The sequence below is a fragment of the Streptomyces sp. NPDC048751 genome, assembly GCF_043198595.1.
Taxonomy (GTDB): Bacteria; Actinomycetota; Actinomycetes; order Streptomycetales; family Streptomycetaceae; genus Streptomyces.
On sequence record NZ_JBICUX010000005.1, the window covers coordinates 190,847 to 209,995 of the forward strand.

Below are 19,149 nucleotides of genomic sequence, written 5' to 3' on the forward strand. Positions count from 1 at the left end.
GCGCGTAGAGCGCCGGAAGTAGGCGACGTCGAGGAAAGCCCTGGCACATCGTGATCGAAGTTCACCTCGTCGAACACACACCTGCACGAATCGTCTCCCTTCCGCACATCGCGGGACAGGCCCTGGCGACGTTGAAGGCCGTAGATGCTGCGCCTGACCCGTACGAGCCGGAGCTGTGGAGGCTAAAGGCGGGAAGCAAGGTCCGGGCAGTGACACTCGACGTCCCAGGACGCGAGACCATGAGGTTGCGGATCACGCCCAAACTGCCCATCCAGCGTTTGTTCTTCCTCCTCGGCTACACCCTCGACCTGGGCGGCTGGCGGGACGGAGACGTGGACGTCGCCGGCTACGACGAACTGCTGCCCGCCATTGCCCACGCCGTCGAGCGGCAGACGGACCGGGCGCTGCGGCAAGGGCTTCTGCAGGGCTACCGAAGCACCGACGCCACGGCGTTCGTCGTAAGGGGCCGGGTTCGCGAGGCGGACCAGATCCGGCGCCGGTTCGGTGCCCCGTTGCCCGCCGAGATCGCGTACGACGAATTCACCACGGACATCGCGGAGAACCGCATTCTGCGCGCCGCGGTGGAACGCCTCCTACGCCTGCCCGGCGTGCCCGGAGCCGTACGGACACGCCTCGTCCACCAGCGGGCCAGGCTCGCGGAGGTCACCCCACTCGTGAGGGGGCAGCCGCTCCCCGGATGGCAGCCGAGCCGTCTGAACGCCCGATATCACCACGCTCTCCGCCTAGCAGGACTTGTACTGGACAACGCATCCGCCGAACATCTGCCGGGTGGGGTACGGATGAACGGCTTCCTTTTCGACATGAACACGGTCTTCGAGGACTTCGTCTGTGTCGCGCTCCGGGAGGCCCTGAGTGCGTATGGTGGGCACGCAGCGCTGCAGGCTACGAACGTCTATCTGGATGAAGCGGAAATCATCCGGATACGACCGGACCTCGTCTGGTACGACGATTCGGGAGCCGCACTGGTCGTGGCCGACGCCAAGTACAAGCTGGGCAAGCCACACGGTTATCCCGACGCAGACCTGTACCAAATGCTGGCCTATTCCACTTCTCTGGGCCTCAAGGACGGCCACTCGGTGTATGCCAAAGGCAACGCACCGCACGCGGGCCATTTGGTGCGGCACTCAGGGATCGCGCTGCACCAACACGCACTTGATCTCGATGTGCCCTCATCGGTGCTCATCCGAGAGATCCATGTTCTGGCCGCACGCATGGTGCGACCTCGACTGGGCTGAGCCCTGTGCTCCAGGGAGGCGGTGACGCTCCGCTGACGCTCTCGGTTGGCCGGCCGCTCCCTTGAATGCCCTGAAATGTGCTCCGAGCTGCGGTTCGGCATGGTTGTCACTGCTGCGATACTTTTTCGATGACGCATCACGTGGAGTGCGTGGCGATTCTGGAGCCCGTTGCAAAGGGCGCCTGACCTGCTGTTCTTCTTGTTTCCCAGGTTGCGGGCGGGTCGTGGCGACATGTTTCCGCAGGTCCATTGCGTGGAGCATGATGCAGGTTCCTGCCACATGTCTCACCTGCGCGGTTGTCCCGCATCACATAGCGCGGGTCAAGCGCCAGCCGGCACGTCCTGGTCGGGGGAAGACGACGCGCACCCGCACTCCGGGATGGCGGCAGCCGGGTGCGAGCCGGTGTCCGAAGCGAGCGAGGGCGGATCTCCGGGTGAGCTGGTTGCCGCAGTCTGCTCAGCCCTGAGCAGGACGGACTCTCCGCCACGGCGACCCGGGACCATCAACGGTGTCCTTGCGGAGAGGCGGGGGAAGCCGCACCGTGGGCTGTCGCGGCTTCCCCCTTCGTTTGTGGCAGGCCCCCTCAGGTACGGGTCCAGCGCTGGTTGTTGCCGTTCGAGCAGGAGTAGAGCTGGAGCTGGGTGCCGTTCGCGGTACCGTTCCCGACGGCGTCGAGGCAGAGACCGGACTGCACACCGACGATGGATCCGTCGGAGTTGAGGCGCCACTGCTGGTTGGCGCCGCCCCAGCAGCTGTAGATCTGGACCTTGGCGCCGTTGCCGGTGCCGGCGGCGTCCAGGCACTTGTTGCCGTAGACCCTGAGCTCACCGGCGCTGGTGGACGTCCACTGCTGGTTGGTGGCGTTGTTGCAGTCCCACAGCTGGACCTGGGTGCCGTCGGTCTGGCTGGAGTTGGGAACGTCCACGCAGCGGCCCGAACCGACACCCTTGATCTGTCCGCCGCCGCCCGACGGAGGAGGCGTGGTGGTGCCGCCGTTGAGCGCGTTGAGGACGGAGGTGTAGGCGGGCTTCTTGCTGCCGTCGCCGTTGAACAGCAGCGGTGTCTGCTCCGACCGCCAGGAGTCGGTGTCGCGCACGCCCCAGACGGTGACGCCGAGGCAGCGCGAGACGGCCAGGCAGTCGTTCACCACGTTGGCGTACGTCGTGGGCGAGGCGCCCTGGATGTCGAGCTCGGTGACGGCCACGTCGACGCCGAGAGCGGCGAAACTCTGCAACGTGGTGCGGTAGTTGCTGTTGTACGGGCTGTCGTTGTTGAAGTGCGACTGGAAGCCGACGCAGTCGATCGGTACGCCGCGCTGCTTGAAGTCCTTGACCATGTTGTACACGGCCTGGGTCTTGGCCCAGGTCCAGTTGTCGGTGTTGTAGTCGTTGTAGCAGAGCTTGGCGGCGGGGTCGGCGGCGCGCGCGGTGCGGAAGGCGACCTCGATCCAGTCGTTGCCGGTGCGCTGCAGGTTGGAGTCGCGCCGGGCGCCCGAGTTGCCGTCGGCGAAGGCCTCGTTCACGACGTCCCACTGGGCGATCTTGCCCTTGTAGTGGTTCATCACGCCGTTGATGTGGTCGATCATCGCCTGGCGCAGGCTGCTGCCGCTGAGGCTCTGCATCCAGCCGGGCTGCTGGGAGTGCCAGGCCAGGGTGTGTCCGCGGACCTTCTTGCCGTTCTGCACGGCCCAGTTGTAGACGCGGTCACCGGCGGTGAAGTTGAACTGGCCCCGCTGCGGCTCGGTGGCGTCGATCTTCATCTCGTTCTCGGGCGTCACCATGTTGAACTCACGGTTCGCGATCGAGGTGTACGCCGAGTCGCCCAGCCTGCCCGAGGCGATGGCGGTGCCGAAGTAGCGGCCGCTCTGTGCCGCCGCGGCGCCAAGCGTGTTCTCGGCGGCGTGTGCGGTCGGCGGTGCGGCCAGTGCGGTGACCGCACCGAGGACGCCGACGGCCAGCGCCAGCAGCAGGCCGTGGATCTTCCGGCGGGTAACGGATCTGGGAAGGGCATACCAGCTCATGACTGTGCCTCCGAGGTAGAAATCGCTGATCGACTGAAGCGCAGGGGATCGCGTCGTCCGGCAGACGTACGGCGGGCGGCGGGCGGCGGGCGTGTTCTACGTCTCGACACAGGCATGGGGTACTCCATCGCGGCTCAGCCGGGGACCGTCACACGGCATCACATACGTCTCCAACTGCGGGAAGAGCCAGGATGCGCTGGTGCGAACCTCACCGGAACGGAACGGGGTGGCGCAGGTGATGTGGTGCGCGGGTCTGCCGTGCAGCTGGTCGCTGACCTGCCGTGCAGCATGGATTGCCCAGACAGGGATGATTGAGGCGTGACCGTGGATCGTCAATACTCTCCGCCGAAGAAATTTCCGATTGGAGGACGAAACTTTCGGTCACCCGGCAAGCGGACGGTGGCCCCCGATGCTGGTGTCGGCGGCGTGCGGAAATTTCGGCCGCTTACGAGCCAGCCATTTGACGGCGTGGCCGCTGGTCGGCTGCGGTGGTGCGAATGTTTCGGCGTTGATGGCGATACATGCGAGAGGTATTGACGCCGTTCACCGGTTCTCTATGATTCGGGTTGCTCGACACCTTGACTTGTGTTCGACATGACGAACATTCTGAGCCGCTCCACCGCACGGTAGGGCCGTGCCGGGCACCCACCGCGTGAAGTCGCAATCGCAAGGACCATGCCGCATCCGTATGCCATGGATTCGCATGTCATGGCCCCGCCAGTTGTCGCCGTCCGCCGTGGTGCTCACGGACTGCTGCACACCGCACCACGCCGACAGTCCGGCCGGCCTCTGACGAGGCCAACCGGAACCGCCTGCTCAAGGTCTAGGGAGTATCCATGCGCAGAGGAAGTACCAGCCGCAGGCATCCGTCTGTGGTGCTCGCCGCCGTGGTTGCGGCCCTGGCGGCGCTGGCGGCGATACTTGTCGCCGCCCCGGCTCAGGCGGCTTCCAGCGGCGCCTTGCGCGGTGTTGGTTCCGGCCGGTGTCTCGATGTGCCGGGCGCCAGCCAGACCGACGGCACGTATCTGCAGATCTATGACTGCTGGGGCGGGACCAACCAGCAGTGGACGTTGACGGACAGCAACCAGCTCACCGTGTACGGCAACAAGTGCCTGGATGTTCCGGGCCACGCCACGACGGCCGGTACCCGGGTGCAGATCTGGACCTGCTCCGGCGGTGCGAACCAGCAGTGGCGGGTGAACTCCGACGGCACGGTCGTCGGCGTGGAGTCCGGGCTGTGCCTGGAGGTTAACGGCTCCGGTACGGTCAACGGCACGGCGGCGCAGATCTGGACGTGCAACGGGGGCAGCAACCAGAAGTGGACCGGCCTGTCCGGGACGACCCCGCCGGGGGACGGCACGTGTTCTCTGCCGTCGACGTACCGGTGGACGTCGACGGGTGCGCTGGCGCAGCCGGCGAACGGGTGGGTCTCGCTGAAGGACTTCACCACCGTGACGTACAACGGAAAGCACCTGGTCTACGGGTCGAACGTGTCGGGGTCGTCGTACGGCTCGATGATGTTCCGCCCCTTCACGAACTGGTCGGACATGGCGTCGGCCGGCCAGACCGGCATGAACCAGGCCGCGGTGGCGCCCACGCTGTTCTACTTCGCGCCCAAGAACATCTGGGTGCTGGCCTACCAGTGGGGCCAGTGGCCCTTCATCTACCGCACGTCGAGCGACCCCACCAACCCCAACGGCTGGTCCGCGCCGCAGCCGCTGTTCACCGGCAGCATCCCGGGCGCCGCCCCGATCGACCAGACCCTGATCGCCGACGACCAGAACATGTACCTGTTCTTCGCCGGTGACAACGGCAAGATCTACCGGGCGAGCATGCCGATCGGGAACTTCCCGGGCAACTTCGGCTCGTCGTACACGACGGTCATGAGCGACACGGTGAAGAACCTGTTCGAGGCGCCGCAGGTGTACAAGGTCCAGGGGCAGAACCAGTACCTCATGATCGTCGAGGCGCGGGGTGCGACGGAGCAGCGCTTCTTCCGCTCGTTCACGGCCTCCAGCCTGAACGGGCCGTGGACCCCGCAGGCCGCCACCGAGTCCAACCCCTTCGCCGGCAGAGCCAACAGCGGTGCGGGCTGGACCAACGACATCAGCCACGGTGACCTGGTCCGCAACAACCCCGACCAGACCATGACCATCGACCCCTGCAACCTGCAGCTCCTCTACCAGGGCAAGTCGCCCTCCGCGAGCGGCCCCTACGACCAACTGCCTTGGCGGCCGGGCGTCCTCACCCTGCAGCGCTGAACGGGCCTGGGTACCTCGCCGACGGCCGGCCTCACCCAGAGCGGGCCGGCCGTCGCCTTTGCCTCCATGAAGCAGCGCCGAGGAAGCCGACGAACCGCTGACGAGCGCCGAGCCGGACACGGCGCTCTGTCGGAGGCTCTATGCGTTGACTCCAGCCGCCGGTCCGGGCTGGTGTTGAGCATGTCACCCGCCGCCGTCATCGCTGCTCGTCGGCTCCCGCATGCAGGCGCGAGCGCGCGCTCTGGCGCCCTTCGGAGCGCGCAGCGAAGGTGCCGACGCCGTTGCCCGCTTCACGCGGCCGCGGCGAACGCGGCGGCGACAGCCGTATCGGTGCGGGTGTGAATGACGAGGTTCGTGCTCCGGTGGTTTCGGCTTTGGCCGCGAGCAGCCGCCGGATGGGCGCGCTGGTGCTGACCACGGACATCAATGGATGAACTGCTGAAGGAGCGGCAGTGGGTATCCCGCAGCGAGCAACGGGCCGCGGACATCGCGGTCGAGGTCGGGCAGGTAGCCGAACAGGACGTCGGCCGGCCCGGTGATCTCGACGTCACCGCACGCCACGGGCAGCAGGAGCGTCTCCGCCCGGCCGAGTTCCTCCCTCCACGTGCCGATCCGGACCCGCACCGGGGCGCCGACGTTGCACAGAATCTGTGCGGTGGCGAAGGACCGGCGCAACGGCTCCGCCGTCCCGGCACGCCAGCGTTCCAGGGCGAAGTAGGGGCTCGCGCACAGGAAGACTCGCTGCACTCCGTCCCCGACGGTGATGCCCAGCCCCGGCGTGAAGTCCGGCCGGCTCTCCAGGTCGGCCTGCCGTATCAGCATGTCGAGGTTGGAGCGGTGTTCCTGATCGCTCACAACAAGCGCACCAGCACCCGGTGAAACGGTCGGGGCGCGGGTACCCCGCTGGTCCCACCGGCACACGGAGCGCTCGCCCGGCGGCTCCCCAGCAAGGGAACGCACCCCCTGGGCGCCCGGCGCAGAAGGGCATGCCGGATCGGTCTTCGCTCGTGAGCCCCTGCGTGGTTCGGCTGACAAGCAAAAAGGACTCGGCCGAGCATGATGGAGAGCATGGTGCGCGGAGGCGCCGCTGGTGCCGCCGGGACGACGGTACTCAACGCCGTGACCTACGCCGACATGACCGGTTCCGTACTGGACCGCGTCTGCGGCCACCACGACGCTTCCGGCGCCGAGCTGTCACCCCGGATCGCGGCGGTGGAACTCCTCAACGTCATCCGGCCCACCACTGCGCTGAGCTGGTTCGCGGCCTTCGCCGCGCAGCACGGCCGCCGCGTCCCGGTCGGCGGGCTGGTTCTGCTGGACGTCCATGGGCAGAACCGCGACGAGCGGTTGTTCAAGGACCCGTACGCCTTCCGCCCGGAGCGCTTCCTCGACCACCCGCCCGGCCGGGACGACCTGATCCCCCAGGGTGGCGCGGATCCCCGCGCCGGACACCGCTTCCCCGGCGAGGCCGTGGCCGTGGGCGTCCTTGAGACGCTCGCCCAGCGCTTGGCCCAGCTGAGCTACGAGGTTCCGCCGCAGGACCTGACCATCCCCTTGATCCGCGTCCCTGCCCGCCCCCGCAGCGGAGTGATCATCAAGGTGCTCGCGTACGCACTGGGCGGCTGCCGTGCCCTGAGACCGACCAGGTGCCAGTTCCTGGAACGTGGGCGGTTCGATCGTTGTCGTCTGGGCTTCGGGGACTCAACTGCCCGCCACCCGTGGGCGGGTGATGATACAAGCGACAGGTGATCAGGTCGGTGGCCGTGCGAGTACGGTGGAGTGGCCTGCCCGGATGGACTTGGGGGAATTCGTGACGTTCGAGCAAGAATGGGCCGAACTGCGCGCGACGGCGGCCAAGCGGACTGCCATGCAGATCAACAGCATTCCGGCCGACGGCGGCGGAGGTGGTGGTGGCGGGGGCGACCTGGTGGTCAATCGGGACGACCTCGGCGCAATCGGCAATGACGCTTATGACCTGCTGGGTCGGCTGACGAAGGAGGGCGACATGGCCCGTTCCTCCACGTTCGACGCGGCGACGGCGCTGACCAACGGGAACTTCGTGAGCGGTTCGGCCGTGCTGAAGGTGCATGACTTCTGGCAGACCCACCTGAAGACACTGCTGGACGCCTGCGCGCAGATTTCGAATCACCTCGATTACAGCAAGGCCCAGCACGCCAAGGACGAGGCGAAGATCAAGGGAGATCTGACACAGGTATCCGTGCTCACGGAATACATGAAATAAGGCTCGGGGGAGCGCGCAACATGCTGAAGTACGAGGACATCATCGACGCCCCGGTGGCGAAGTTGAAGGCCGCCGCCGACGACTGGTCGGAGATGGCGGGGAAGCTGGACAAGCTTGCCACGGACGCCGCCGACGGGATGAAGGCAAAGGCGGAAAAAGCGGCCTGGGAGGGCGTCAACGCAGGGGTCACCAAGGCGTTCATCGGTAAGACGGCCAAGGAGTTCGCGGACGCCGCGGCCGAGGCCAAGGGTGTCCAGCAGATCCTGGAAGAGGGTCACGCGGCCATCAAGAAGGCCAAGGACGACCTGGTCAACATCCGGGACCACGAGGGGCCCGCGGCCGGCATCCAGGTGGACGGCAAGGGCAAGGTCACTGCGCGGAAGCCGTTGTCCGAGAGCCACGCGGCGCGGCACGACCCCGACTACAGCGAGCTCCTGCAGCAGGAGAAGCGGAACATCGAGTCGTGGCAGAAGAGGATCGACCTCATCGTCGACAACTGCAACGACACCGACCTCGCCCTCAAGAACACCCTCGAGGCCAACGTCACCGACCGCAAGGACTTCAGCGCTCCGACGTACACGAAGCTGGACCAGGAGGAGGCCGCCCGCGCCGCCGCCCTGGCGGCCAAGGGCCGGAACATCACACACACGGAACTTCAGCAGCTCAACGAGCTGCTGAAGGACAACAGTTCGTCGGTGGAGTTCTCCAAGGGCTTCTACGAGAAGCTCGGCCCCGAGAAGTCGCTCGCGTTCTTCGGCCAGCTCTCCACGGACACGTACGAGTACGGCAAGGTGGACGCGGAACGTCTCAAGGACGTCCAGGAGCTCCAGAAGAACCTCGGCCTCAACCTGGCCACCGCCTCCCACGACAAGGAATTCACCGACAAGTGGGGTCCGGAGCTGCGCAAGTTGGGAACGGAACGCATTCCGCTGACCAAGCACGACTACGGCGGGCCGTTCGGATACCAGCTGCTCGGCGGGATCATGCGGTACGGGAACTACGACGCGAAGTTCCTCAACCCGATCGCCGAACACGTGGCGCAGCTGCACGCGAAGGACCCGGGCATGTTCGCCGCGAACAAGGTGGTGAACAGTCCGTTCAAGAACCCGTTCAACCCCTCCGGCGTGAACGGGGCCGGTTACGACCCGGCCACCGCCATGCTGGAAGCGCTCGGCAACAGTCCGGAAGCGGCCAAGAAGTTCTTCGCCGACCCGCCGACCGCGTACAACGAGGACGGCACGGTCAACCACGGTGCCACGGCCGACCTCGGAAAGGACAAGGACGGCCAGGCGATCGACAACTACCTCGACTTCTTCGGCAACGAGAAGTGGGAGTCCTTCGGCGACGTCAACTCGCTCGACGACAAGGAGCTCAAGGCGTCGCTCGACCAGATGCCCGACGCTCTCGGCCACGCCCTGGAGGCAGCGACCCTCGGCTATCCGGCCGGGCACCCGGACGCCGGCGTGGTGCGGGACGCGGACAACGCCGCGATCATGCAGAAGGTCATGGAGAAGTACGCTGCGGACCCTGGCCTGCTCAAGGAGCACCACGAGGCGATGGCCGACAGCCTGGGCACCATGGGCGCCGGCTACATCGACGACATCAACTGGGCGTTGGCCAAGAACGATCCGGACAGCGTGTTCGCGCCGGGCAAGAACCCGGACGGGCACCTCGACTTCGCGGACACCGCCGACGGGAACGGGCGGAGCGTCGTCCGGGGCTTCCTCAGCACTCTGGGTCAGCACCCGGACGCCTACGCGACGGTCTCGACCGCGGAGCAGGTCTACACCCGCAGCGCGCTGGAAGGGGCAGTGGGCCCGGACGGAAAGATCACCGAGGAGGTCGAGGCCAGGGCCAGGGCGACCGTGCGCGTGGGCGCCGAGGTGCAGGGCATGCTCGACCAGTCCCGGGCCGACCAGGTGGAGGCGACGAACCTCAAGACCCACGAGGACTACGAGAAGGCGGTCGCCAAGCGGGCGGGCTGGGTCGAGTTCGGGGCCACGGCGGGCATCGCGGCGGGCGTCGCCTTCCTGCCCGCGACCGCTGCCGTGGGCACGGCCGCGGTGCTCATCCCGCTGGCGACGGACACCGCCAGTGGTTTTGCCGAACAGGTCGTGGGCCAGATGGTCGGCGACATCTCCGACAACTCGGTGGATGAGCACAAGGAGAAGGTGGAGGAGCTCAACAGGGTGGAGAAGACCAAGATTTACTCCGCCGGTGAGAGCATGGCCGAGGCCCCGATGGAGGACTTCCTGCGGCACAACGGCGTGGACAACAGCCCGTTCGGAGAGGACCTGCGCGAATCGATGCTGATCGGATACGGGGTCGGCAACGACCGGGAGAACCAGCAGGGCAACGACCCGGAGACCGGTTGAGGCCGGTGAACGGCCGAGGACACGTAAGGATGCGGACAGTGATCAGTCGTAGCTCGGTACGCAGGGGACTCCTCTCCGCGGCCGTGGCCGGGTCGTTGTTTCTCGGGGCCACCGCTTGTGGAGGGGACGGAGACAAGGACGGACTTCCGAAGGACTACAAGGTCGTTGCGGGGACACAACTCTGCGGTGGCGATGCGATGTCCGCCGACGCGTCCAAGGCGCTGAAGGTGATCACGGGGTCGTCGCGCTTCGAGGCGTCGGCACAGGAGTACACCGTCGCGCAGGCCGCGGCGGACCTTGTCGAGGCGTTCTCGAACCCCGCGGTGTATCGCGGGGACGCCTGCCGTGTTTACACGCCCATCGGCACGCCGGATTTCGAGCTCAGAATCACCTGGAGGCGGGTAGACGGTGCCCCGTCGGGCACCCCCGACCCGAAGTTCACCGTGCTGAAGATGGGGGAGGACACCGTGACGGCGGCGGACAAGGCTTACCTCCAGTTCGCGTGCAAAAGCGACAAGTTGGCCGGCTCGTCGACGGCAGCCCACATCATGATCGGCGTTATGCGCGGGGGCATGCCGAAGGACCCCGAGGGCGACACCAAGGCGTTGAAGGACGCCTACGCGACCGTGGCCCACTCCTTCTCACTGGCCATGGCCAAGGAACTGCGCTGCGAGAAGAACGGCGGGCTCCCCGCGCGGCCCGTGCTGGATCCCGCGTAGCCGCTGACATCTGTGGAAAGGACCGTGATCAGGGGGCCCTTCCTGTCCGGAGGAGGGGCCGTCTGCTGTATGCGGTCCGCCACGGACGAGCAGTGCACGGACCTCGTCTCCAGGGGGCGCCGACCTCGCGCTCGCCCACGATCCAACCCGGCCCGGCTCCCCGTACCGGCGGTGTGGAGAGGCCCTCCTCGGCGTCGGCTTCGAGCCGCTCCAGCTCGGGGTTTGGGCTGAAGGTCATGCGGGTGCCCTCTGAGGCAGGGCGACACGTGCGCCGGCGCGTACCCCGCCGAAGACGGTGAGCACAGGTCCGCCTTCGAGTCTTGCCTTGATCGCGGTTGCCGGCCACCGCTGGCGCCCCGGGGGGCGTGCGGTTCGCCCTACCGGATCAGTTGAGAGACAGTACTGGTGAACCAGGGCATGACCGGATCGGTGTGCACAGCCATGGGAGTGGGTCCGGACCGCCGACCCGCGCGCGCCAGGCGGTCCGGCGGGCGGCGAGAATCGGCGCATGGACATCCGGCAGCTCGAGTACTTCCTCGCGATCGTGGATCACGGCGGTTTCAACCGGGCGGCCGCGGCCCTGTACGTCTCGCAGCCGGCGCTGTCGCAGACGGTGCGTTCGCTGGAGCGGGATCTGGCGGCCGACCTCTTCCACCGCATCGGCAAGCGGGCCGTCCTCACGGAGGCGGGAAGGGCACTGATCGAGCCCGCCCGTGCGGCCGTACGCGGCATGGAGACCGCGCGGGCCAGCGTCGACGCCGTGCAGGAGCTGCGGGCCGGCAGGCTCGACATCGCCGCGATGCCCTCACCGGCCGTCGAACCGCTCACCTCCATGATCCGGGACTTCGGTGGTCGTCATCCCGGGGTGCAGGTGAGGGTGCGTGCCGCCTTCACCCCGCAGGACGTGACCGACATGGTGCGCGCCGGCGCGGGCGAGCTGGGGCTGCTCACCACCTCGGGCCCGCTGCCCGAGCGGGGGGTGGTGTCCCACCCCGTGGGGGTGCAGGGACTGGTGCTGCTGACGCCGCCCGACGGGCCGTTCCCTCCGGGCAGGCCGGTGGCCCGCGAGGAGCTGGCCGGGCACCGGCTGATCATCGTGCAGCGGGGCACCGCCGTGCGGGCCTATGTGGACGAACTGCGCGAGCACGGTGTCGAGTTCGCCGTCGCAGCCGAGACGGAACACCGGGCGTCGGTGCTGCCGATGGTGCTGGAGGGGGTGGGGCTGGCGGTGGTCACCGACTCCTGGCGCCGGACGGCGGAGCGGGCGGGCGCCCTGGTGCTGGATCTGGAACCGAACGCCGAGCTGCGCATCGCGTTGATCAGCCGCCGCGGCCCGCTGTCCCCGGCGGCCAGGGCCTTCCTGGACCGCGCGTTGACGGAACCGCGATAAGGCAGCCTTATAAGGCACATCGGGATTGTGTCTTGGACGCGCTGTCCGGCCCGCTGCTGCAATCGGCGTATGACGAACCACCGCATCGCCCTCATCCCCGGTGACGGCATCGGCACCGAGGTCCTCCCGCCCGCCCGGCGCGTCCTGGACGCCGTCGGCCGCCGCCACGGAATCCACTTCTCCTACACCTCCTACGACTGGTCCTGCGAACGCTTCGTGCGCGAGGGCGCGATGATGCCCGACGACGGCCTGGACCGGCTGCGCGAGGCGGACGCGATCCTGCTGGGCGCCGTCGGTTACCCCGGCGTCCCCGACCACGTCTCCCTGTGGGGCCTGCTGATCCCCATCCGCCGCACGTTCCGCCAGTACGTCAACCTGCGGCCGATCCGGGTCTTCGAAGGCGTGGACAGCCCGCTGCGCGTCGCCGTCGCGGGCGAGGTCGACCTGGTCGTCGTGCGGGAGAACGTCGAGGGCGAGTACAGCGAGATCGGCGGCCGGCTGAACCGGGGCACGCCCGAGGAACTGGCCGTCCAGGAAGCGGTGTTCACCCGGGCCGGGGTCACCCGGATCGCCGACTACGCCTTCTCGCTCGCCGCCCGCCGCCGCGGCAGGCTGACCTCGGCCACCAAGTCCAACGGCATCATCCACACCATGCCGTTCTGGGACGAGCTGATCGCCGAGCGCGCCGCCGAGCACCCCGGCGTCACCTGGGACCAGGAGCACATCGACGCGCTGGCCGCCAAGTTCGTGCTCGACCCGGCCCGCTTCGACGTGGTCGTCGCCTCCAACCTCTTCGGCGACATCCTCAGCGACCTCGCGGCCGCCGTGGCCGGTTCGATCGGCATCGCCCCCTCCGCGAGCCTCAATCCCGAGCGGACCCACCCGTCGATGTTCGAGCCGGTGCACGGCTCCGCCCCCGACATCGCGGGACGGGGCATCGCCAACCCGCTGGGCGCGATCGGCTCGGCGGCCCTGATGCTGGACCACCTCGGTCACCCCGAGGCCGCCCGGGACGTCGACAGCGCGATCGTCGCCGTGCTCGCCGAGTCGGACGTCCGCACCCCCGACCTGGGCGGTACGGCGACCACTGAGGAATTCACCCAGAAACTCCTCGAACTTCTCTGAACCAGCCGCGGCACGCGGTTCGCTCGCCCCGCGCCGGCCCGACATCTCCAGGCTCCGGGTCCCCCGCACTCCAGGCCCCCGCATCCGGCCGTACGACACGAGCGAGAGCACGGCCCTGATCACAGGTTTCGCTCAGCGTCGTTCACTCGAACGGCCGACCCCGGGGGCGAAACGCAGCTGAGCGTTCTTGACTTTATCTCGGCAACAGAACACCTCACTGCGCCCTTCGCCCTGCCTTCCACGGAACACGGAGGACAGCTCATGAGTCCCACCGCCGGTTTCACGGGAAGACACGCTGTCGTCACGGGCGGTGCCGGCTTCGTCGGCTCTCATCTGTGCACCGCGCTGGTGGCGGCAGGCGCCACCGTGACATGTGTCGACGACCTCTCCACGGGCACGGTCGAGAACGTCGCGCACCTCGCCGGGCGGTCCGGGTTCACCTTCCTGAACGCGGACGTCACCGAGCCCTTCGAGGTGGACCGGCCGGTGGACCTGGTCCTGCACTTCGCCTCGCCGGCGTCTCCCGCCGACTATCTACGGCTGCCCCTGCACACGCTGGAGACGGGCAGCCTGGGCACCCGCAACGCCTTGGCCCTCGCCCGCCGGGACGGCTCGCGCTTCGTTCTCGCCTCCACCTCCGAGGTGTACGGCGATCCGCAGCAGCACCCGCAGAACGAGCGGTACTGGGGCAACGTCAATCCCGTCGGGCCACGCAGCGTGTACGACGAGGCCAAGCGCTTCGCGGAGGCGCTCACCGTGGCGGAGGCGAACGCGCACGGGACCGACGCCGGCATCGTGCGGCTGTTCAACACCTACGGTCCGCGGATGCGGGGCTACGACGGCAGGGCGGTACCGACGTTCATCCGGCAGGCGCTGGCCGGGGAGCCGCTCACCGTCACCGGAGACGGGCAGCAGACCCGGTCCCTGGCCTACGTCGACGACACCGTACGGGGCATTCTGGCCATGGCGGCCTCGGATCTGCGCGGGCCGGTCAACCTGGGCAACCAGGCCGAGATCACCATGCTCGAACTGGCCCGCACGATCATCACGCTCACCGGCTCGTCCTCCGAGATCCGCTTCGTCGACCGGCCCACCGACGACCCCGCCGTGCGCTGCCCCGACCTCACCCTCGCCCGCGGCAAGCTCCAGTGGGAGCCCCGGGTGGACGCGGGCGAGGGGCTCGCGCGGACCATCGCCTGGTTCCGCGCGCGCCACGACGCCTGACCCACCCGGCGCCCGACCTCCGTCGAAGGGCCTCGCACATGCGCGTACTCGGAATCAACGCCCTCTTCCACGACCCCGCCGCAGCGCTGGTCATCGACGGGCACACGGTTGCCGCGGCCGAGGAGGAGCGCTTCTCCCGGCGCAAGCACGGCAAGCGCCCCGTACCGTTCGCCGCCTGGGAACTTCCGGAAAAGGCCGCCGCCTGGTGCCTCGCCGAGGCGGGACTGCGGCCGCAGGACCTGGACGCCGTGGCGTACTCCTTCGATCCCGCCCTCGCCCGGCCCGCGGGGGAGATGGGCCTGGACGACCCCTGGGACCATCTGCGCCTGACCTACGCCCGCGAAGCCCCCTCGTTCCTGAGCACGGCGTTGCCGGGACTGGACCCGGACATCGTCCGGTTCGTCCCGCACCACATGGCACACGCCGCCTCCGGCGCGTTCGCGGCACCGGACGCCGAGCCGTCCTCCGCGCTGGTCCTGGACGGCCGCGGGGAATCCGCCTCCCACCTCGCCGCACGCCGGACCGGCGACCGACTGGAACCGCTGTACGCGCAGCGGTTGCCGCACTCCCTGGGGCTCGCCTACGAGGAGCTCACCGAACATCTCGGCTTCCTGCGCTCCTGCGACGAGTACAAGGTGATGGCGCTGGCCTCGTACGGCAGGCCGCGCCTCCTCGCCGAGCTGCGCTCCTACATCCGTCCGACCGGTGACGGCGGTTTCCTGGCCACCGGAGTGCCCTGGTCCGAGCTGTGCCCTCCGCTGCGCCCCGGGCAGCAGTGGTCGCGGCAGCACGCGGACCTGGCCGCGAGCGCGCAGGCGTGCCTGGAGGAGACGTTGCTCGACCTGGTGCGCTGGCTGCACGGCCGCACCCACGACGAGGTACTGACCATGGCCGGTGGTGTGGCGCTCAACTGCGTCGCCAACGCGCGTATCGCCCGGGAGGGACCGTTCCGGCGGGTGTGGGTGCAGCCCGCCGCCGGTGACGCCGGTACCGCCCTGGGCGGGGCCCTCCTGCTGGCCGCGCACGGCGGGGACGAGCTCGCGCCGATGCCGGGGGCGGACCTCGGGCGCTGCTGGTCGGACGCGGAGCTGGAAGGGTGGCTCAAGACGGCGGCGGTGCCGTTCGAGCGACCGCCGGACCTGGCCGCCACGGTCGCCCGGGCGCTCGCCGACGACGCGATCGTGGCCTGGTTCCAGGGCCGGTCCGAGTACGGTCCGAGGGCCCTCGGACACCGTTCGCTGCTGGCTCACCCGGGGCACGCGGGCAATCTGGAACGGCTCAACGACGTCAAGGGCCGTGAGCAGTTCCGGCCGGTGGCGCCGATGGTGCTCGCTCATCGGGCGGCCGAGATCTTCGACGGTCCGCTGCCCAGCCCGTACATGCTCTTCGTGCACGACGTCGCGCAGCGATGGCGGGAGCGGATACCGGCCGTGGTGCACGTGGACGGCACGGCCCGCATCCAGACCGTGGACCCCGTGCAGGAGCCGCTGGTCGCCCGGATGCTCGGTGTCTTCGAGGAGCTGACCGGCCTGCCCGTCGTCGTCAACACCAGCCTGAACACCGCCGGCCGGCCGATGGTCGACGATCCGCGCGACGCCCTGGAGTGCTTCGGCTCCACCCCGGTCGATCTGCTGGCCCTCGGGCCCTTCGTCGTCCGCCGCGGCGCCCTCTTCGCCGATGGACGCGGGAGCGGCCGATGAGCGCGCACCGGCCCCCGCCCGACCCGGCGTACGCGGTGGTGATCCCGACGCTCGGCCGCCCCAGCCTGACCGTCCTGCTGGCTGCCCTGGCCGGATGCGAGGGGCCGCGTCCCCGGCGGATCGTGCTCGTCGACGACCGGAGGCCGGACGACCCGACGCCCCTGCCTGCCAAAGTCCCCGGCGAGCTCGACGGGCTCGTCGAGGTCGTCCGGGTCGGCGGGCGCGGACCGGCGGCGGCGCGCAACGCCGGCTGGCAGGCGGCCCGGGAGCCGTGGATCGCGTTCCTGGACGACGACGTGGTGCCCGGGCCGACCTGGGCCGTAGACCTCGCCGCCGACCTGGCGGAGGCCGGATCCCGCACCGCCGGTGTCCAGGGGCGGATCGAGGTCCCGCTGCCCCGGCACCGCAGGCCCACCGACTGGGAGCGCGTGACAGCGGGGCTGGCCACGGCCCGGTGGATCACCGCGGACATGGCGTACCGGCGGGCCGTGCTGGAGGACACCGGCGGCTTCGACGAACGCTTCCCGCGCGCCTTCCGGGAAGACGCCGACCTTGCCCTGCGGGTCCTGGACCGCGGGTGGCGACTGACGCTCGGGAACCGGCGCACCACCCACCCGGTACGGCCCTGCGACCGCTGGGTCTCCGTGCGTGCCCAGGCGGGCAACGCGGACGACGTCCTCATGAACCGGCTGCACGGCCGGGACTGGTGGGAGCGCGCCGGGGCCCCGCGCGGCCGGCTGCCCCGCCATCTGGCGGTGACGGCCGCCGCCACCGCCGCTCTCCTCTGCGCCGCGGCACGACGGCCACGCGCCGCGTCCGCCTGCGCGGCCCTCTGGCTCGCCGGGACCGCCGAGTTCGCGGTCGCCCGGGTCCGGCCCGGACCCCGTACGGCGGACGAGATCAGCGCCATGGTCCTGACCAGCGTTCTGATCCCACCGGTCGCCGCCTACCACCGCGTACGGGGGCTGACCACGGCCGCTCACCGATCGGCGGTGGCCGGGGTGAGGGGGTGAACGGACGGTATGCGACGGCCAGTCGTGCGTGAGACGCCCGGTGTGAAGTCCGGTGCGGTGTCCGGCGCTTGGTTGTCCGGCCCATGGTTGTCCGGCGAGGGCCGGGGGCCCGTGTCGGCGCGCCGCGACCCGGCGCTTCCGGAGGCGGTGCTGTTCGACCGTGACGGCACGCTCATCGAGGACGTGCCCTACAACGGGGACCCCGATGCGGTCCGGCCGATGCCGGGAGCGCGGGCCGCCGTGGACGCCGTCCGCTCCGCGGGCGTGTCGGTCGGGGTCGTCAGCAATCAGTCGGGCGTGACGAGGGGCCTGCTGACGCGTGCCCAGGTCGACGCGGTCCGTCTGCGGGTGGAGACCCTGCTCGGGCCGTTCGGGGTGTGGGCGGTGTGCCCCCACGGACCGGAGGACGGCTGCCGTTGCCGCAAACCCGCTCCGGGGCTGGTCGTCGCCGCCTGCGGCAGGCTCGGCGTGGACCCGCGGCGCACCGTCGTCATCGGTGACATCGGATCGGACATGGCCGCGGCCGCTGCCGCCGGTGCCCGGGGTGTCCTCGTCCCCACGCCAGTGACGCTTCCGGCGGAAGTCGGGGCCGCCACCGAGACCGCTCACGACCTGCGCGCCGCGGTGCTCGAGGCGCTGGGGCGGGCGCCTGGGGCGGGAGGAGTCCGATGAGCCCCGAGCCGCGCACCCTCGTGGTCCGTCTGGACAGCGGGGGCGACGTGCTGCTGGCAGGCCCTGCGGTGCGGGCCGTGGCCGCCGGGTCCGCCCACACGGCGATGCTGTGCGGGCCCCTCGGAGAACGGGCCGCGCGGCTGCTGCCCGGAGTGGATGAGGTGCTGGTCTACGACGCCCCCTGGGTGGGGTTCGACCCGCCACCGGTACGCCGGGGAGAACTGGACGCGGTGGCCGAGGTGCTCGCCGGGCGCCGTTTCGACCGGGCGCTGGTGCTGGCCTCCTTCCACCAGAGCCCGCTGCCCATGGCCCTGCTGCTCAAGGCGGCCGGTGTGCCGTGGGTGGCCGCCGACAGCGAGCACTATCCGGGCTCGCTGCTGGACCTGCGCCATCACCGGGCACCCCACCGGCACGAGACCGAGGCCGCGCTGGACCTCGCCGAGGCCGCCGGGCACCCGTTGCCGCCGGGCGACGACGGACGGCTGCGCATCACCGCCCCGCCGGACACCACACCGCTCACCGGGGCCGCGCCGTACGTCGTCGTGCATCCCGGCGCGGCGGTGCCGGCCCGCGCCTGGACACCAGGCCGGGCGGCGCGTGCGGTGGCCGCCCTGGCCGCGGCGGGACACCGCGTCGTCGTCACGGGCGGGCCCGGCGAGAAGGAACTCACCGACTCGGTCGCGGACCGCCACGCCCTGGACCTGGGCGGCCGGACCACGCTCGCGGAACTGGCCGGAGTGCTCGCGCGGGCGCGGGCCGTCGTGGTCGGCAACACCGGCCCCTGCCATCTCGCGGCGGCGGTCGGCACACCCGTCGTCTGCCTCTTCGCCCCCGTCGTACCGGCCGAGCGCTGGGCGCCGTACGGGGTCCGCAGCGTGCTGCTCGGACGGCACGACACGCCGTGCGCCGGCAGCAGGGCCAGGCTCTGTCCGACCGTGGGACACCCCTGCCTCGACTCGGTGACCGACGACGAGGTGCTCGCGGCGGTCGCCTCCCTGACCGCGGACGCGCACGGCGACCTCCTGACGACCGAGCCCCCGACCACCGAGCCCCTGACCACGGAGGCTCCTACTACCGGCCCCCCGACCACCGGCCCCCCGACCACCGGCCCCCCGGCCACCGAGCCCCCGACCCCCTGACCACCGCCCCCCG

Annotated in this window: 15 protein-coding genes; 13 read left to right on the top strand and 2 right to left on the bottom strand. The window is 69.8% G+C overall.

What is annotated here, in order from left to right:
* Positions 1 to 50 precede the first annotated feature (50 nt).
* A complete protein-coding gene (locus ACGFNV_RS18200; protein ID WP_393623588.1) occupies positions 51 to 1,256 on the top strand; it encodes an McrC family protein in 1,206 nt (401 codons plus the stop codon).
* Between the two features lie 583 nt (positions 1,257 to 1,839).
* Here ACGFNV_RS18200 and ACGFNV_RS18205 read toward each other — a convergent pair.
* Positions 1,840 to 3,276 (bottom strand): endo-1,4-beta-xylanase, encoded by a 1,437-nt coding sequence (locus ACGFNV_RS18205; RefSeq protein WP_393623590.1) that lies wholly within the window; start codon positions 3,274 to 3,276, stop codon positions 1,840 to 1,842.
* A gap of 836 nt (positions 3,277 to 4,112) precedes the next feature.
* Here ACGFNV_RS18205 and ACGFNV_RS18210 point away from each other — a divergent pair.
* On the top strand, positions 4,113 to 5,537 hold the full coding sequence (locus ACGFNV_RS18210; RefSeq protein WP_393623592.1) for a non-reducing end alpha-L-arabinofuranosidase family hydrolase: 1,425 nt from the start codon (positions 4,113 to 4,115) through the stop codon (positions 5,535 to 5,537).
* Positions 5,538 to 5,960: 423 nt separating this feature from the next.
* On the opposite strand, the gene ACGFNV_RS18215 is transcribed toward ACGFNV_RS18210, so the two are convergent.
* Positions 5,961 to 6,392 (bottom strand): hypothetical protein, encoded by a 432-nt coding sequence (locus ACGFNV_RS18215; RefSeq protein ID WP_393623594.1) that lies wholly within the window; start codon positions 6,390 to 6,392, stop codon positions 5,961 to 5,963.
* Positions 6,393 to 6,593: 201 nt separating this feature from the next.
* Between ACGFNV_RS18215 and ACGFNV_RS18220 the strand changes: the two genes are divergently transcribed.
* The 11 genes from ACGFNV_RS18220 (at position 6,594) to ACGFNV_RS18270 (ending at position 19,136) form a co-directional block, all read left to right on the top strand.
* Entirely contained in the window at positions 6,594 to 7,286 is a 693-nt protein-coding gene (locus tag ACGFNV_RS18220; RefSeq protein ID WP_393623596.1) for a hypothetical protein, read from the top strand.
* A gap of 61 nt (positions 7,287 to 7,347) precedes the next feature.
* Complete coding sequence (locus ACGFNV_RS18225; protein ID WP_393623597.1) at positions 7,348 to 7,779, top strand: hypothetical protein; 432 nt, start codon at positions 7,348 to 7,350, stop codon at positions 7,777 to 7,779.
* Positions 7,780 to 7,799: 20 nt separating this feature from the next.
* Positions 7,800 to 10,154 carry a hypothetical protein gene (locus ACGFNV_RS18230; protein ID WP_393623599.1) on the top strand — a complete coding sequence of 785 codons (2,355 nt, stop codon included), beginning with the start codon at positions 7,800 to 7,802 and terminating at the stop codon, positions 10,152 to 10,154.
* A gap of 197 nt (positions 10,155 to 10,351) precedes the next feature.
* Positions 10,352 to 10,873: a hypothetical protein gene (locus ACGFNV_RS18235; RefSeq protein WP_393623601.1), complete on the top strand. Its 522-nt coding sequence runs from the start codon at positions 10,352 to 10,354 to the stop codon at positions 10,871 to 10,873.
* Between the two features lie 508 nt (positions 10,874 to 11,381).
* The gene (locus ACGFNV_RS18240; protein WP_393623603.1) at positions 11,382 to 12,263 is read left to right on the top strand and encodes a LysR family transcriptional regulator; all 882 of its coding nucleotides are present in this window, start codon (positions 11,382 to 11,384) and stop codon (positions 12,261 to 12,263) included.
* A gap of 69 nt (positions 12,264 to 12,332) precedes the next feature.
* Positions 12,333 to 13,388: a tartrate dehydrogenase gene (locus ACGFNV_RS18245; RefSeq protein ID WP_393623604.1), complete on the top strand. Its 1,056-nt coding sequence runs from the start codon at positions 12,333 to 12,335 to the stop codon at positions 13,386 to 13,388.
* A gap of 261 nt (positions 13,389 to 13,649) precedes the next feature.
* Positions 13,650 to 14,612 (top strand): UDP-glucuronic acid decarboxylase family protein, encoded by a 963-nt coding sequence (locus ACGFNV_RS18250; protein ID WP_393623606.1) that lies wholly within the window; start codon positions 13,650 to 13,652, stop codon positions 14,610 to 14,612.
* A 38-nt stretch (positions 14,613 to 14,650) separates the two neighbouring features.
* Positions 14,651 to 16,312, top strand: a complete 1,662-nt coding sequence (locus tag ACGFNV_RS18255) for a carbamoyltransferase (RefSeq protein WP_393623608.1) — start codon at positions 14,651 to 14,653, stop codon at positions 16,310 to 16,312.
* A complete protein-coding gene (locus tag ACGFNV_RS18260) occupies positions 16,309 to 17,325 on the top strand; it encodes a glycosyltransferase family 2 protein (RefSeq protein ID WP_393623609.1) in 1,017 nt (338 codons plus the stop codon). Before ACGFNV_RS18255 ends, ACGFNV_RS18260 begins: the two co-directional genes overlap by 4 nt.
* A 111-nt stretch (positions 17,326 to 17,436) precedes the next feature.
* On the top strand, positions 17,437 to 17,997 hold the full coding sequence (locus ACGFNV_RS18265) for a D-glycero-alpha-D-manno-heptose-1,7-bisphosphate 7-phosphatase (RefSeq protein WP_393623610.1): 561 nt from the start codon (positions 17,437 to 17,439) through the stop codon (positions 17,995 to 17,997).
* Positions 17,994 to 19,136, top strand: coding sequence for a glycosyltransferase family 9 protein (locus ACGFNV_RS18270; protein ID WP_393623612.1), 1,143 nt, complete (start codon positions 17,994 to 17,996; stop codon positions 19,134 to 19,136). Before ACGFNV_RS18265 ends, ACGFNV_RS18270 begins: the two co-directional genes overlap by 4 nt.
* The last annotated feature ends 13 nt before the right edge of the window (positions 19,137 to 19,149 follow it).

Excerpts from the sequence above, each read along its gene's own strand:
- ACGFNV_RS18270 (WP_393623612.1), top strand. The coding sequence starts at position 17,994 with ATGAGCCCCGAGCCGCGCACCCTCGTGGTCCGTCTGGACAGCGGGGGC.
- ACGFNV_RS18220 (WP_393623596.1), top strand. The coding sequence starts at position 6,594 with ATGATGGAGAGCATGGTGCGCGGAGGCGCCGCTGGTGCCGCCGGGACG.
- ACGFNV_RS18245 (WP_393623604.1), top strand. The coding sequence starts at position 12,333 with ATGACGAACCACCGCATCGCCCTCATCCCCGGTGACGGCATCGGCACC.
- ACGFNV_RS18250 (WP_393623606.1), top strand. The coding sequence starts at position 13,650 with ATGAGTCCCACCGCCGGTTTCACGGGAAGACACGCTGTCGTCACGGGC.
- ACGFNV_RS18235 (WP_393623601.1), top strand. The coding sequence starts at position 10,352 with ATGTCCGCCGACGCGTCCAAGGCGCTGAAGGTGATCACGGGGTCGTCG.
- ACGFNV_RS18255 (WP_393623608.1), top strand. The coding sequence starts at position 14,651 with ATGCGCGTACTCGGAATCAACGCCCTCTTCCACGACCCCGCCGCAGCG.
- ACGFNV_RS18230 (WP_393623599.1), top strand. The coding sequence starts at position 7,800 with ATGCTGAAGTACGAGGACATCATCGACGCCCCGGTGGCGAAGTTGAAG.
- ACGFNV_RS18240 (WP_393623603.1), top strand. The coding sequence starts at position 11,382 with ATGGACATCCGGCAGCTCGAGTACTTCCTCGCGATCGTGGATCACGGC.
- ACGFNV_RS18205 (WP_393623590.1), bottom strand. The coding sequence starts at position 3,276 with ATGAGCTGGTATGCCCTTCCCAGATCCGTTACCCGCCGGAAGATCCAC.
- ACGFNV_RS18260 (WP_393623609.1), top strand. The coding sequence starts at position 16,309 with ATGAGCGCGCACCGGCCCCCGCCCGACCCGGCGTACGCGGTGGTGATC.
- ACGFNV_RS18210 (WP_393623592.1), top strand. The coding sequence starts at position 4,113 with ATGCGCAGAGGAAGTACCAGCCGCAGGCATCCGTCTGTGGTGCTCGCC.